General features: G+C 46.2%; 15 protein-coding genes. 1 reads left to right on the forward strand and 14 read right to left on the reverse strand.

Annotated elements, in window-relative coordinates:
• Nucleotides 1–82 precede the first annotated feature (82 nt).
• From DQX04_RS07305 to pmbA, 10 genes are all read right to left on the reverse strand, one after another.
• Nucleotides 83–298: a hypothetical protein gene (locus tag DQX04_RS07305; protein ID WP_111915237.1), complete on the reverse strand. Its 216-nt coding sequence runs from the start codon at nt 296–298 to the stop codon at nt 83–85.
• A 248-nt stretch (nt 299–546) separates the two neighbouring features.
• A complete protein-coding gene (locus DQX04_RS07310) occupies nt 547–900 on the reverse strand; it encodes a hypothetical protein (RefSeq protein ID WP_111915238.1) in 354 nt (117 codons plus the stop codon).
• Nucleotides 901–972: 72 nt separating this feature from the next.
• Nucleotides 973–1,722, reverse strand: a complete 750-nt coding sequence (locus DQX04_RS07315; RefSeq protein ID WP_111915239.1) for an endonuclease NucS domain-containing protein — start codon at nt 1,720–1,722, stop codon at nt 973–975.
• A gap of 90 nt (nt 1,723–1,812) precedes the next feature.
• Nucleotides 1,813–2,232, reverse strand: coding sequence for a hypothetical protein (locus DQX04_RS07320; RefSeq protein WP_111915240.1), 420 nt, complete (start codon nt 2,230–2,232; stop codon nt 1,813–1,815).
• Nucleotides 2,233–2,270: 38 nt separating this feature from the next.
• Complete coding sequence (locus DQX04_RS07325) at nt 2,271–2,936, reverse strand: transglycosylase domain-containing protein (RefSeq protein ID WP_165831960.1); 666 nt, start codon at nt 2,934–2,936, stop codon at nt 2,271–2,273.
• Nucleotides 2,915–3,409 carry a hypothetical protein gene (locus DQX04_RS07330; RefSeq protein ID WP_111915242.1) on the reverse strand — a complete coding sequence of 165 codons (495 nt, stop codon included), beginning with the start codon at nt 3,407–3,409 and terminating at the stop codon, nt 2,915–2,917. The genes DQX04_RS07325 and DQX04_RS07330 overlap by 22 nt, the downstream gene beginning before the upstream one ends.
• A 41-nt stretch (nt 3,410–3,450) precedes the next feature.
• Nucleotides 3,451–4,326: a hypothetical protein gene (locus DQX04_RS07335; protein ID WP_111915243.1), complete on the reverse strand. Its 876-nt coding sequence runs from the start codon at nt 4,324–4,326 to the stop codon at nt 3,451–3,453.
• Nucleotides 4,327–4,432: 106 nt separating this feature from the next.
• Nucleotides 4,433–4,732 (reverse strand): hypothetical protein, encoded by a 300-nt coding sequence (locus tag DQX04_RS07340; protein ID WP_111915244.1) that lies wholly within the window; start codon nt 4,730–4,732, stop codon nt 4,433–4,435.
• A 48-nt stretch (nt 4,733–4,780) separates the two neighbouring features.
• A complete protein-coding gene (locus DQX04_RS07345) occupies nt 4,781–5,017 on the reverse strand; it encodes a hypothetical protein (RefSeq protein ID WP_111915245.1) in 237 nt (78 codons plus the stop codon).
• Nucleotides 5,018–5,735: 718 nt separating this feature from the next.
• Nucleotides 5,736–7,082, reverse strand: coding sequence for a metalloprotease PmbA (pmbA, locus tag DQX04_RS07350; protein ID WP_111915246.1), 1,347 nt, complete (start codon nt 7,080–7,082; stop codon nt 5,736–5,738).
• Between the two features lie 73 nt (nt 7,083–7,155).
• On the opposite strand from pmbA, the gene yjgA reads away from it, so the two are divergent.
• On the forward strand, nt 7,156–7,656 hold the full coding sequence (yjgA, locus tag DQX04_RS07355; protein ID WP_111915247.1) for a ribosome biogenesis factor YjgA: 501 nt from the start codon (nt 7,156–7,158) through the stop codon (nt 7,654–7,656).
• 16 nt (nt 7,657–7,672) lie between these two features.
• Here yjgA and tldD read toward each other — a convergent pair whose 3' ends face one another.
• Genes tldD through rng form a run of 4 tightly spaced genes read right to left on the reverse strand, consistent with a single transcriptional unit; the run spans nt 7,673 to nt 15,416 of the window.
• Complete coding sequence (gene tldD, locus DQX04_RS07360; protein WP_111915248.1) at nt 7,673–9,118, reverse strand: metalloprotease TldD; 1,446 nt, start codon at nt 9,116–9,118, stop codon at nt 7,673–7,675.
• A complete protein-coding gene (locus tag DQX04_RS07365) occupies nt 9,099–9,980 on the reverse strand; it encodes a carbon-nitrogen hydrolase family protein (protein ID WP_207916262.1) in 882 nt (293 codons plus the stop codon). Before DQX04_RS07365 ends, tldD begins: the two co-directional genes overlap by 20 nt.
• Entirely contained in the window at nt 9,937–13,947 is a 4,011-nt protein-coding gene (locus DQX04_RS07370) for a YhdP family protein (protein WP_111915250.1), read from the reverse strand. The genes DQX04_RS07365 and DQX04_RS07370 overlap by 44 nt, the downstream gene beginning before the upstream one ends.
• Nucleotides 13,947–15,416 carry a ribonuclease G gene (gene rng / locus DQX04_RS07375; protein WP_111915251.1) on the reverse strand — a complete coding sequence of 490 codons (1,470 nt, stop codon included), beginning with the start codon at nt 15,414–15,416 and terminating at the stop codon, nt 13,947–13,949. The genes DQX04_RS07370 and rng overlap by 1 nt, the downstream gene beginning before the upstream one ends.
• Between the last annotated feature and the right edge of the window lie 2 nt (nt 15,417–15,418).

Consider the following 15,418-nt stretch of genomic DNA (forward strand, 5'->3'; position numbering starts at 1 on the left):
CAAATCAATAAAACCGTATACATTACAATGCAATTTAAAACTTGTTGCTGAACTTAATAATTTGCTGCCACCGGTCTTTGGACTAAGCAAACGACAACACAGGGTTAATAAACAAGCTGTATAAGCCAAAGCCAATAGACAAAATCCCCGTAACCAAAATAGATAGTCTTTGGCTCGCGCTAGCATCTTCGTCGTGAAGCTTAGGAAAAATTTTGATTCCCGTAGCTGGTATGAATGCCAAGATACAATATCCACCACTAAGAATTACAGTGATAGAAAGGATGATATTTAAATCCATTCGATTCCCCTAAAAACAAATTTCCAAAGCTGATTTTGCTAAAAAGACAGGCTAAAAGGAGGAGAATAGGAATAACGAGGTAGGCTCTTCCTTAAGTAAAATAAGCGAACTCGCGTTTATCATCATCGCTACGCTTAAGTTCCATCTTTTTGCTGTTGTTATTATTTTGTAATCTTACGGGATGAGGTCGCTTACGACAAGTTGGTGGAGGGGAATACTAAACATAATGTGGATGTATTAATAAGCGATTACTCACAGCGACTTTTAGCTTCAACTTTATCCCAGTCAGTAGTGTCGACTAACAAATTCCACGTTTTAAAGTGCTTATAAATCCAAATGATTTCTTGAACCTGAGAACCCACGACAAGTCCTATAAACAGAAACTTAATTTCAGTAGGGAATACCTGAGGCAAAAACAAATCGCTAAAAACTACCAGAAGTATGCTCAGTAAGCGAAATAGAATTAAAGGCAGGTGCCTTTTGTACTGGCCCGCGAGCGTAAAGCCGTCTTTTCTGTACTTTAATAACCTTGCGTATATATTTGTTTTCATCACTGATGAGTGCTCTGCTGCTTCGTAGTTTTCATGACTTAGCGTTAACAATAAGCTCGCCGGGTGACGTTTGCACAGCTAGACGGAGAAAAAGACATTGGTTTGATACGTATGGTTAAATTCTTACTCAAGTCGAGCCTCACACAGACTGACGGATAGCTCATATTCAAACAGTTGCACTCCTTCTACTCCAGAACAAGCAAGTAGCAAATCCTCCGAGATATGCCGTGCAACAATAATGCCTCGAACCGACTGCCCAGATTCTGTCTGATTTTTCCTTATCCAGGCCATGTAGCGCAGTAATTGACCTACAACCCTGTCGTAGCCTTTAGATACTTTTAACTCTATGACCACGTAGTTGCCATCAGAATCCGTGCCCAGTATATCGATAAACCTTCCACCTACAGGAAACTCTAAGCCATTGATCCCTTCATCTTCGAACAGTGTGAGTCCTGACTCTATAAGGTGAAGGTTCCTCGCGAGATAATTCTGCAGGTCCTTTTCATACGCAAATTCTGGGCTACCTTCCTCTGCTAGCTCTTCAACTTCCCCCTTTATAGACTGTTCAACATCATCCCCTGGGTAAATTGGTGCTGGGTCATTCTGACGCCTATAGAGACGAAAATGTTTGGGGTCGACTTGAAAGAAGAGGTCATCCTCTCCCGGTTTCGCCCCGTAATGTACCCGGCTTTTCGAGTTGACCGACATTCGAAGCAGATGGGCGGCGATCGTTCCGTCTTTTATTTTTGGATAGTTTTCCTTAAACCAAGAACGGACTCGATCACGCGAAATCACAGTATCCGGTTTCAAATCTATGTCAGACACCATCTCATGCATAAGGGTGCGGACTGGCTTGTCATAAATTGATGCCATAAAACCTCTTAGAGTTAACGCCGTACACAAGGGCAGCCGAAGCAACGTTTAAGCTGTCTGAACGGTACAGCCGCGTTGTGCAGATCCTAGTTAAGTGGACCTCTCTGCATTGGATTGCGCCTTGTTTTTTGCACGTAGCTCAAATGCCCGAACTATAACGTATGCAATTAGTGCGAATATAAAGAATACCAATAACATCCAGGCTATAGATTGCAAAGATTCTATGATCGTACGGTAGATTTCCAAAACCCAACGATCTGTACTAAGAACCGGAGGTGTAAAGTGCTCTGTTGGATCGCGTAGAAAATTTTCTAAGTAGTGAATCCGCACACCGCCAGATATACCAACTACATAGATCGCAAATTTCAGGTACTTAGTCCATGCGTAGGCTATGTCGTTGGCTACAATTCTCTCCAAAATTCCATCTATTGGTTTCGCAAATAATTTCGCTACGATGAAACATACGACCAACGAAACTAAAAAAGTAATTCCTAATAGTGATAGAAACATCTATATCTCCTTGACTGCCTAAGACACGTAACGCTGAGTTAAGATGCAAAAAACGCCAAGCGTTTTTTGTCATTCTTGAACGACATGTTAGCAGAATCGTATTGGCGCATGATCCATTCTGTTCTATTGAGGTGTTTTGCAGCCCAAGCTTGAGATTCCATTTTCGGTTGCGGGTATTTGAGCCTTGCAACAACACCAGCATAAAAACTTAAATCATAAGACTTAAAGGCCAATCGGTCACATAGCGAGGTTACTCCTTGCATGTGCGTACCAAAGAAGGCAATAGACAGGTAGCTCTCGGCAATTTGGAGCTTCGTAAGCCTTAAACAAACTAAATGGGCAAGTAATTGCTCAAGCAACTTCCTTGTCAGAGTTCTTTCATAGCGCCCAATAGCAGTGCGTACAAACTGTTGCTCAATGGTACTAGCTCCTTGGAGCTGACCTTTTGTAATAGCCAAAATTGCTCTAAAAACGCCTATATAATCTACACCAAAATGGCTTTGACCTCGTTTATCTTCGCCAAAGTAAAGGCATTGAATTAGTTCTTGTGAATACATTTTATTGTTTTTACGAGCGGCATTAATACATTGTTTGTAATAAAAGCGGACGTTTCCAAAATTAAACAAGTAGCATAAGAGCGCTGCGGCAATCATCGGGAGCGAAAATAACAAATACACTAGCCTTAAAACGGTTCTCTTTGCCAAATGGAGCCCCCTTCTTGATCTGCTATAAAGGAGCTGAATTTACCAGATAACAACGGTTTATTTACAGTCAACGTGAAGTAGTTAGTTGACTCGCGCCCAGTGCCCTGTTCACTAATATGAATATGAACTCGGTCTTTGCTGAAATAATTTTTCTCATATGCACCAGTCAATTTGCCTCTTGAGCGATTTTTTCCTACGTATTCACGTTCACCTGTTCTAGATATTTCGTAGACTTTTTCAACAGAACCGCAAAGGTTATTACCCTCTCGCCAAACAACACAAACGTAACGCAGTTCCATGCCTTTATATGGGTTGTATGCTGTTCTTTCCGTAATCATATTGAAGTGCCACTTCCCCGTTACATCAGCATCTCCAAAACATTTTTCACGCATCCAAAAGAAGAATACGGCTAAAACGATACCGCCAACAATTGTAGAAGCTGATCCAACTAAGAAGCTTTCAAATAAGTCCATATATTCTCCAGACTGCTAACGCCCTTAAAGCAGCGGTCGCGTCAGTTGTCCGCCTGACTTTTCTTGTTAGCAGTTGCTTGCTCACGTTTTGCTTTCATTTCTTCTAACCATTTCTGGTGCTCTTCTCTTTCCAGTTCTCTATCTTCAGATGAATATGTGTTCACATGGAGCCGCTTTGAGGGTGATTTTGTCATCCTTTCAACTTGCTCTCTGAGTTTTTTAATGTCTCCAGAAATTTTATGAAGAGGGTCACCACCTCCGACTTCTATCACACCCTCAAACTCTTTGAAATCTATGATTAATTCATCAGAATATGAGTTTCCTTCAACATCCTCATAAGATGTTAAAATCTTGAAATATGTTGAAAAAACATCCTCGCCATCGACTTTGCCTTTCACCTCTAAAAAACTAAATAAAAAGCTCTCAAACTTTTGATTAATTCCAAGTGAATGCAGGCCTTTAGATATAGCGTGCAACTTCAGGAACTCATCAACAATAGAATTCTGAGATCCTTCAATTTCGTTATTATTTCTGTCATAGAATCTAAATCGAACATTTCGAGCAATTCCTTTACCAAGGTTGCTAATCTCGAGCATCATCAAATTGAATGATATTTTGCTGCTGAAAAATTTTACGGCCACGTTAGGCCGAATACTCTGCACCCGAAGTTCGTTGACTTGCTCAATTTGAGCCTCTCGTAGATACCAAGTTTCTTTCGCAAGCACAAACGTCAATACTGCTATAGCAACTGTAGCTACAGCACTAACCCATGAAGACAACGAATCTGCAGTCAGAATGTTGGCTAACTGAATCTGGCTACCAACAACAATGCCAAGTATGAATATTAATGGCGCAGCTAAGATGCCTACGACAGCTAATAGTGGAATTAAACTCTTTTCATTTTTACGTTTAGGCACTATCTTTCCTTTGACCGCTAACGCCCGCAGCATGCGCGGCTTTGGAATGGAGGCGAAGCCGCAATGGAAAAGGCGTCGCCATGCCTGCGATTGTTAGCACAGCAGATCACTTGAACCAACGCTCGTATAATAAAGAATGGCAACGTGAGGCGATGCAGCCAAAATACCATACAATAGCCGAATACCCGCCCAAGAGCAGCCATATCCCAATTGCCAGCGGAGGGAGACCATGCTCATTTGTCGCTTTCACCATATCTGGGACGACTGTCGACAGCATAAGCCCCCAATAACCCGCTATAAGAAATGATCCTGAACCTATGATCGCTAGGATTCCCGAATTTAACTCAGATAATTTTTTTGCTTTTCGCCGAGTGATTATTTGAGCAAGCTTGTCCAACTGTGCCATTACCTTTCCTTTCTGATACCGTATAGCCGCGCTAGGCCTTGTAAGAAGTTAACTCCAGTTTAATGCGTGACGTTCACCTACATATGGTACGACTTTCCATTCTTCCTCTTCGTTTTTGCGTGAATAAACTTCTCGGTCGGTACCCTCTGAGTTCGGAATGCTAATACATTGCTCCGCGTCATCGTCGCTGCATATCACCGGCTGGTGTTCAGCTGAAGAACCTGCATATTTATTGTTCTTCACTTTATCCCAGATTTGGCTTATTTCTTTTTGGGTATGTTTCATTGATGTAGCTCCTTGAGTGCTAACATTTTAATACTAAGCGTGCCTCATATCTCCGATACATGCGCATGCACAATAACAAGCATGCTCATTTTCCACGATGAACAATCATAAAACCTATGTATGGTGATCGATTCTCACGATAAACCGAGCGCAAGAATACGCTTCAAAGAGAGCAAAACAGGCATACAAAAGCGAAAAGTAAGAAAGGCTCTTCCATGAGGAAACTATCTGAGCTGGTTCTTTGCAGTAGATTGTTCAACTGCTATTCGCTTGCCATACTCCATCGGCGCGCGTTTATTATTTAAGCACTAACTTACAAGATTGGTTGGGTTGGGGCAAGTCTGGTGTAACCGTCACCGTGGAGACCGCACAGCGGTCCGTACAGACTCCCTAGCTTGATGTCCGGCACACATGCGCAAGTGAAGTGCTCGATGCACTTTGCTTGTGCTGTGACTTTTTCTTTGTGTTGATGTTGTTTGATGCAACGGCTGACCGATATCAGAGGATTGCGAGGTTTCTGACCGCAGGGTCTCTGAGACAGGGACGTCGAAGAGAAGCCCCCATGGATGGGTTCACGGCGTCCCTGCGGCAGATTCTCGCAAGCCTCATCGGTTAGCCGTTGAAACGTGATCAGATGCCTAGCACCTTTAACCATCACCGTGCAGACCGCACAGCGGTCCGTACGTGACTCGATACCTACCTAACCTACAGCCAAATCCTACTCCCCAGCAATCTTCATATTATCAATCCAAATCGAACCCGACTGCACAGCATGGCGCTTGTCTATGTCGTTGCCAATCGCCGTAATCTGCTTGAACATATCTCTTAAATTACCCGCAATTGTCACTTCCGTAACCGGGAACTGAATCTCGCCGTTTTCAACCCAGAAGCCACTCGCACCACGGCTATAGTCACCCGTAACCATGTTAATACCTTGACCCATCAGTTCCGTAACCACCAAACCCGTGCCCATTTCCTTCAACATCGCGTCAAAGCTTAAGTCACCGGTTCCAATTTGCCAGTTATGAATACCACCAGCGTGGCCAGTTGGGTTCATGTTCATGCGGCGTGCTGCGTAGCTGGTGAGCAAGTATGTGTTGAGCTTACCGCCCGAAACAATGTCACGCTCTACAGTTTGCAAACCTTCGTGGTCGAATGCAGTCGACGCCAAACCACCTTTTAACAGCGGGTTTTCATGAATATTGAGCCACTCTGGGAATACTTGCTCGTTCAAATGGTCTAGCAAGAAGCTGGTTTTGCGATACAAATTACCGCCGCTAATGGCACTCACAAAGTGGCCAAATAAACCGTGCGCTACGTCGCGGTGGAAAATAACCGGCGCATTCATCGTTTTCAGCTTTCTTGCACCAAGTCGGCTTACCGTAGACTGAACAGCTTCAGCCGCTACACTTTGTGGTGACGCCAATAGTTCCGGATTGCGCGCTAGCGTGTAAGCATAGTCCCGCTCCATACGCTCGCCTTCTTTGGCAATAGGCATGCAGCTTAAACTTTGGCGAGAACTTAAATAGTGCCCCGTAAACCCGTGCGTATTGCCGTACATTCTAAAGCCGCAATGCGTGCTGTAGCTGGCACCGTCAGAATTCACAATGCGCTCGTCCATGTCGAGCATTGCGCGTTCACAGGTTAACGCCTGCTCGGTTGCATATTCTGGAGTTTGGTTCGCCTCGTAGAACAACTCTAGGTCTGGAATGTCTGTAGCCATCAGCTCTTTTGGGGCAAGCCCGGCGTATTGATCCGCTTCTGTCCATTTGGCAATTTCACAGGCTTTTTCTACTGCTGCCGCGATAGCTTTTGGTGAAAGATCGGCAGTACTGGCGTTACCCTTTCTTTGACCACGATAAACGCTGATACCCAAACCGCCGTCTTGGTTAAACTCAACGGTTTCCACTTCACCTAAGCGCGACGAAACCGACAACCCTTGGCTAAAATTCAACGCACACTCAGCAGCACTAGCGCCTAACTTCTTAGCTTGGCTCAACGCTTCTGCAACCGCCTGTTGTGAACGTTCTACTTCTTCTTGTAACTGGGCGCGACTAGACAACACTGCCTCCTTACTACTTAGCCATTAAACTGCTAAAATTCATTTTTATTTCGTATTACCTACGTGCGGACACATCATGGACATTGAAGACGACGAGTTATATACCAGCAAATCAGACCGAAAGCGTGAAGTGCTGGCCATTACTGACTTAGGGCGCAAGCTTGTAGACCTTACCCCAAACCAGCTTGCTGAATTACCGCTTAGCGACGAATTGCTAGAGGCGGTAAAACTCGCGAAAAAAATCCGTAATAAGCACGTTGGTTTTAAACGCCAAATTCAATACATTGGCAAAGTTTTACGTAACGACGATCCGCAACCTATTCTCGACGCTATCGCCGAGAAGGAAAATGCGCATCTGCACGAACAAAAACACTTTCATGCGTTAGAGCAATGGCGTGACCGTATACTTGAACAAGGTGACGAGGCCATTCAAGCGTTTATCGACGAATATCCTCACGCCGACCGTCAACACATGCGCCAGCTCGTGCGCACTGCGGCAAAGCAAAAAGAGCAGAACAAACCACCCGCTGCTTACCGCGAACTCTTCAAATATTTAAGGGAAGTTTCTAAACCTTAAATACTTACTCAGCACCTTACTCAGTGCCGCCAACGGTCATCATGTCAATTTTGAGCGTTGGCTGCCCGACACCCACAGGTACGCTTTGGCCATCTTTGCCACACACACCAATACCTGTGTCTAAATCTAAGTCATTACCTATCATCGACACTTGGCGCATCGACTCTGGCCCATTACCAATCAGTGTCGCACCTTTAATTGGCGCGGTAATTTTACCGTCTTCAATGAGGTAAGCCTCTGAAGCACTAAACACAAACTTGCCCGAGGTAATGTCGACCTGACCGCCAGAAAACTGTGGCGCATAAATACCTTGTTTCACCGACGCTATGATTTCGTCGCGCTCATAGTCCCCGCCCAGCATGTACGTGTTGGTCATGCGTGGCATGGGTAAATGAGCATAAGACTCACGACGGCCATTTCCCGTTGGGTTTACGCCCATTAAACGGGCATTCATTTTGTCTTGCATGTAACCCACCAGGCGCCCGTCTTCGATTAGCGTGTTGTAACCTGAAGGGGTGCCTTCGTCGTCTACCGACAACGAACCACGGCGATTTAAAATGGTGCCGTCGTCGACAATGGTGCAACCTTTCGCTGCTACTTGCTCACCCATTTTACCGGCATAAGCAGAAGCGCCTTTACGGTTGAAGTCACCCTCTAAACCATGACCCACCGCTTCATGCAGCAACACACCAGGCCAACCTGCACCTAACACTACCGGCATAGCGCCTGCAGGTGCTGGTTTTGCCTCTAACATAATTAATGCTTGGCGAACGGCTTGTTCAACATACGCGATATAGCGTGGCTTCTGCCCTACTTCTGGGTCGGCAAAGTATTGGTAGTTTACACGACCACCACCGCCGGCACTGCCGCGCTCACGGCGACCGTCTTGTTCTGCCAGTACGGTAATATTAAGGCGCACAAGTGGACGAATGTCAGAGGCTAACGTGCCGTCTGTCGCCGCCACGAGAATATGCTCCCAAACACCAGTAAGGCTTACCGACACTTCGCAAATGCGCGGGTCTAGCTTACGTGCTTGTTTGTCCATTTGTTGAAGCATTTCAATTTTCTTCGCTTCCGACAAACTTCTCAGCGGGTCGTCTGGAATATAAAGCGGCTTCGTTTCTGAGGCGCTAAGAATCTTAGTTTTCTTCGACTGACCTACGTCGGTAATACCACGCGCGGCTCTTGCCGAGTCTTGTAATGACTGTGCGGAAATACTGTCGGCATAGGCAAAACCGGTTTTCTCACCTACAACAGCACGAACACCTAAGCCAGACTCAATGGTATAGCTACCACTTTTTACAATGCCGTCTTCGAGTGCCCACATTTCATGTACGCTTTGCTGCAAATAAATGTCGGCAAAGTCTAGTGAGCCCGAATACATGGTGTCTAAGCCCTGCTGTAACACGGCTTCGTCTATTTGGTTTGCGCTTAGCAAAACATCACTTACTTGCTGGTGCATACTCAACGAAATTCACCTCAAATCGATTGTGCTGCACAACAGGCATTTTTTCGCGAATGCTGCGTACAGGTTCTAAATCTAACTCTACAGTGAGCATACCTTCCTCACTGCCTAATTGTTCTACTACCGAGCCCCATGGGTCGACCACCATAGAATGTCCCCAGGTTTCTCGATTGTCCGCATGTTTTCCGGTTTGGTTGGGCGCCAGCATATACACTTGGTTTTCAATAGCGCGGGCTCTAATCAATGCTTCCCAATGGGCGTTGCCTGTCACCTTAGTAAAGGCTGAAGGCAGGGTAATAATGTCCGCGCCCTGCTGCCGTAACGCCTGAAACATGCCAGGAAAGCGAAGATCGTAACATACAGCTAGCCCTAAACTCCCCCAAGGCGTTTCGATTACGGTAATTTCATTTCCCGGTCGGGTAAACTTCGACTCTTGGTAGGTTTTTGTTCCGTCGTCTACGGAAGCATCGAACAAGTGTATTTTGTCATAACGCGTTACTTGCTCGCCTTGCGCATTGAAAAGTATGGATGCAGCAGCATACCTTTCACCTGCTTGTATGGGCATTGTTCCTGCGAGAATCCAAATATTATGTTGCTTGGCAACTTCTGCCAGCCAAGTTTGAATCGGCCCGTTCCCATACGGTTCCGCTAATGCGCCTTGGCGCTTTTCGCCTGCGCCAAATTGCGCGAACATTTCGGGAAGAATAACCAATTGAGGTCTGCACTCGGGAAGTTTCTCTATAAACTCCATGAGCTTCTGCTGGTTGTCTTGCCAACTGGCTAAAGAAGTCCATTGAAGTAACGTAATGCATGGCTTATTCGCCATTACCGCCGTTTCCTTCTTCGTTTGATTCTTCATTAGTCTCTCCTTCTGCGGCTGTGCTTTCATCTTCTGCGGCTCCGCCGGCTTCTTCTGGAGAATTTTCATTCGTACTATCGCCTTGAGCTTCTGAAGACTCTTGTAACTGCTCGAGCTCTTGTATGGCTTCTTCCGGTAACTCAACCTCGGTTGAATCACGTCGAACTTCATTCACTTCAGGGTTTTGTACCGTACCCGTCATACGATATTCAAGGCGCGATATAACCTTTGCGTCGTGTAACACCCTGTCGATAAGCAAGGCTGCAATGCCACTTGGCGGATTCACCATCCAGGCTAACAACACCGGTAAACTCGAAGTTACTTTTGGTGTGTAACTTAGCTTGTAGTCGATAAGCTGCGTATTCCAGTCGGTCGAACCTTGTATTTCTAAGTCACCTGCCGAGCCTAACATGGTGCTGTTGTTGGTGGTAAACACACCATCGACAATTTCTAGGTTTCCGGCAAAGCTATTAAAGAACATACCCCGGGCAAAAATGTCACGAAAATCTAACGTAAGCTTACGTACTAAACTGTCTAAGCTAAGTACCGAGAACAATCGTGCGCCGCCATCGTCGACATCACGTAGATAACCCGATTCCATGTTATAGCGCGTGCTACCGTCCAACGATTGCATATTGAAGTCGAGTAAGCCACCTTCCCATATCAAGGTACTTTCTACTTCCATAGCCGCGTCGCGCACTACTGAGTCGAAACCCCATTGTTGCAATAACGCACTAATATTCGACGTTTCAAACTCGCCTTCTAGGTTGCTGTAAACTTCGCCATCGGTTTCTATCCAACCGCCGGTTAACTCAACACGCGCTCCGCTTTTGAGTATACGCAAATGGCGTAACTGCCCGTCTTCGATGCGAGGATCGAAACCTAAAGTTACGCGACCAAAGTCATTGCCGTTATATCTGCATATACGGCAAATAAACTCGAAAGGAGGCAAAGAGTTGAGCCACGCTGACTTGGTTTCACCAACGCTACTTTCTTGTTGCTCTTGCTGTTCTTGCGTTGGCTCTTCTGGTGAACGCTCACCGAGAATCTCTTTTCCACTCAGCTCTAAGAAGTCTGCTGTTAACCGAACTGAGTCACTATGCTCGGCATAGTCCACCTCAATGCGTGTTTCGGTGGCGTCGATTCTTCCCTGCCACAGGTTGTCAGCTCGCTGTAAGTTAATGCTTACTTCATGAAACGGCAGTCCTACAACGTTAACTTCATCTATATTCGCGGATATGGAACTTAAAGCAGGAATGAAAGCGGCTCTCTCGCTCTCTTCCCCGTCAGTTTTCAATGTGCTTAAAGGTTGCCAAGCTTCTATGTCGAAAGACGCTAGCTCCACCGCTAATTGGCTCTCACCTGTGGCTAATTCTACTGCGTCACTGGTTTCACCGAGCTGCAAAGTAGCGGCATTAAAGCCTTCAACGCCAGTAACTTTACTTGCATCAAACTGAAAATGATCTTCAACGCCCGTGGTTAATCGCAAGCCATCTAAATTCCCCGAAAGCGTTGTTTCCCAGAACCAAATTTCTCCCGGGGCCTTCAGGAATGGTTCGGGTAAATCACTCTCCACAGGGGTTAAATCAGAGCGGAATAAGCCGTCGTAAAGCACACCTTCGCCGTTAAAGGTTAATGTTAGCTCGCCACTGGAACGCACGTCGCCGCGTACCATGGGCGCTAGAGCGTCTAAATTAAGAGAGTTCACCAACCGCGTTGAATTCCATAGCGAATCCATAGCAATAGTCAGTTGATATTGCCCTGCGGAGGAGTCAGTCTCGCTCCCCTGTCCGGTGACCTCGACATTGAACAGCAAGCCCTTCCAACCTACTCGACTCGCTGCAAAGCTTAGTGTGTCCTTGGTAAATTCAAGTCGACCCGAAACGCCTGTAAACTCAGTATTGATGGGTTGAATGAAGACATCTTGGCTTACGATATTCGCATACCCTTCAACTTGCGTATTTTGCGGATCTGCCAAAGGTATCGTTAGCGTAAATGCGCCCGTAACCGGCGCCGAGCCAACAACTTGTTCCATGGCTGCACCTACAGAATTCGCAAGCGGAGATTGTGCAAAAAGTTGCTGTAGCGTGGCAGGGTTTTCCTGGGTTTCGGCGCTAATTATCAATTGTCGTTCAGGCTGTGATATTTCCGGAATACGTGTAACAACATTGCTCATTTCTACTTCCGCGAGCATTGCTGCTGGCGTGGAAATCGATAGCTCTTCATTCTGATAGGAAATAGTTGCCGTTTCTGTACGAAGCGTAGGCCAGTTCGGTGAGAAGCGGAACTCTAAATCATAAAGCTGCGCGCTTGCCTGAAATACACCAGAACCACCACGATAAGGGAAATCGTTTAACGCACCTCGCCACAGCATACGCAAGTTTTCGACATTGCCTGAACGCATTGCGCCCTGTAAGTAATCACTTACTCCTTGGCCAAGTTGCAATGGTAAAAGGCTTAATCCGTCTAAGGTGTTTAGCGATTCTTCACCGCTACTCACAGACCACTCGACATGAGGGCTACGGTTCTTCCCGCCTTCCACACGTAAGCTTTGTACTATAGCTGCGTCTGGTAAGTTGAAACGTGCATTGGGTAGTCGCACGGTCCAGCCTTCTTCGTTGCGACTCCAAAAGCCTTCCCAACGTAAGCTCTTGAGTAATTGATCAGAAGCGAAAGTACTGGGCGAACTGAGCATGACCTGCTCACCGGAAATTTCGAAGCGTCCTTGGTTTCGCTCACTCCAAAATTCAAACTTTAATCCGTCTACCCCTGGGATACCGCGATGAGGTTGCCAGCTTAAATCGTCTGCTAACAAATAAAATTGCCATTGTTGTTCTTGCGTAAGGCGCAACTGAATTTCATGAATGTCACCGGTGGGCTGAATACCCTCAGACCAAGCACTCATTTCCTCCCCAGGAGAACCAAAGAGTCCCCAAACAGGGCTGGCATTAGGAATTTCTAAGTTGCTCACGTTCCAGGTATGCGTACCATTTAGGTATTCCCAGGCTACCGTGTCTACAGGCCAATTTTCTTGGTCTAAACGAATAAACATAGGGTTGGAATTCATTAACCAACCGTCTACCTGTGGTGACAACAACCAAGTTGTCGGGCTGGTAGTAAGTACATGCTCACTTTCGCCACGAACCCACTCTAACCTGTTCTCGTCGAAGTGAACTTGCCCTTGGGTAAACTGACCGTCGGCGAAGTCTAACCAACCGCGTAAGTTAAATTCCGCTTTTTGAATTTCTGCAGTGTGCGTTAACTGGGTAATCCACGGAGAAATGTCGAGGTGACTTGCCTCTACATACATACTTCCCGCGAGCGGCTCTCCGACGCTCGAGTTCAAGTCGATAATGAAGTCTAAGTGATTAGCGGTTACGTTTGGTATATTGAAACGACCAACGCCCTGGCGACGTCCATTTCGGTTCAGCCAACTTAAGTCTTGTATCGAAATTGTGCGCACACCGCCTTGCTGGTCATGCAGCCTAATGAGGCTCTGCTCTACGCTAAACTGGGTTAACTGCTCGAACAACAATCGTTCGATAGCTTCTAATAGCGGCAATGCCGGCAGTTCGCCTTCGCTGTGTCGGTATATGTCTAACTCAACACTCACCAATTCGAAGTCATCAAAAACAATATGCCAGCCTAACAAGCTGTCCCAAAAATTTAGGCGTGCTCGAGTTTCACCTAAAGTAAAACTGATTTGCTCTGAGTTCTCATTCAATAACTGAACGTCTTTAAGCACCAATGCGGGGCCATTCATCGACCATGTAGCGGAAAGCTCGCCGATGTCTACGGGCTGGCCATATTGGGAAAGGACTAATGCTTCAATTTCCGACTTATATCGGTCTGCATAAGGTAGTGCGATGCGGGCAATAGACAGCAATATTGCGGCCGTAACCAGCAATACTGCTACAGTCAGCCAAAGTTTATTGATGGCATAAGCTAAGGCACGGGTAATTTTCACTACATCATCACCACGTCAAACTGCTCTTGGTGATACAACGATTCAGTTTGAATTTTGATCTGCTTACCAACGAATACTTCTAGTTCTGCTAAGGCATGCGACTCTTCATTCAATAAGCGTTCGGCGACCATTGCAGAAACATACACCACAAATTTGTCGGCATCGTAAGCACGGTGTACACGCACAATCTCGCGCATAATTTCATAGCAAACGGTTTCCACCGTTTTCATGGTGCCGCGCCCTTTACACACTGGACACTCTGACGACAACACATGTTCTAAGCTTTCACGGGTGCGCTTGCGGGTAACTTCCACTAAGCCTAGAGAGGTAAAGCCGCTAATGCTGGTACGCGCGCGGTCTTTCGCTAACGCTTGCTCTAAGCTATGCAAAACTCGACGCTTATGATCGGCATTTTGCATATCAATGAAGTCAACAATAATAATGCCGCCCAAGTTGCGTAAGCGCAGTTGCCGCGCAATAGCCTGAGTTGCCTCTACGTTGGTATTAAAAATGGTTTCTTCTAGGTTGCGATGACCTACAAAAGCACCCGTATTAATATCAATAGTGGTCATGGCTTCCGTTTGGTCGATAATCAAACTTCCACCCGACTTTAACGTTACCCGACGATCTAGCGCTCGCTGAATTTCATTTTCTACGTCAAACAGGTCGAAAATAGGACGCTCGCCTTCGTACAGCTCAACACGGTTAACCACTTCGGGAATAAATTCCTCAACAAAGTCGACAAGTTGCTGATGCGCTAACTTAGAGTCCACGCGAATGCGTTCTACCTCTACGCCCACCATGTCTCTTAACACCCGAGAAGCTAGGTTCAGGTCTTGGTACAACACACCACCTTTCGACTTACGTTGTCTGCGCTCTCTCACCTTTTTCCATACTCGGCGAAGAAACTCTGCGTCTTGCTTGAGTTCGTCTTCTTGCACACTTTCGGCTGCCGTGCGCACAATGAAGCCCACTTCATCGTCAGACAAACTTTCGGTTAAACCTTTGAGGCGTTCGCGCTCTTCGTCGTTTTCAATGCGCTGCGACACCCCCACATGTTCAGAGCGTGGCATGAGCACCAAATAACGAGAGGGAATGGTAATTTCTGTGGTTAATCGGGCACCTTTTGTGCCTAAAGGATCTTTCACCACCTGCACCATAATAAACTGGCCTTGAGACACCAGTTCAGTAATGTCTTTGTGTGCCGGGCCGTCGTTTTGCGATCCCGTCTGTGACGTCACCGGCTGCAAAATATCAGACGCGTGAAGAAATGCCGCTTTGTCTAAACCAATATCCACGAATGCAGCCTGCATTCCCGGTAATACACGGCTAACCTTGCCTACATAAATGTTACCCACCAGACCACGCTTTGCTTCTCGTTCAATATGAACTTCTTGCAAAATGCCGTTTTCCACGACAACCACGCGGGTTTCGCTTGGGGTTACGTTGACAAGTACTTCTGCTGTCATGG

The organism is Aliidiomarina sp. B3213, from assembly GCF_003290085.1.
GTDB lineage: Bacteria > Pseudomonadota > Gammaproteobacteria > Enterobacterales > Alteromonadaceae > Aliidiomarina.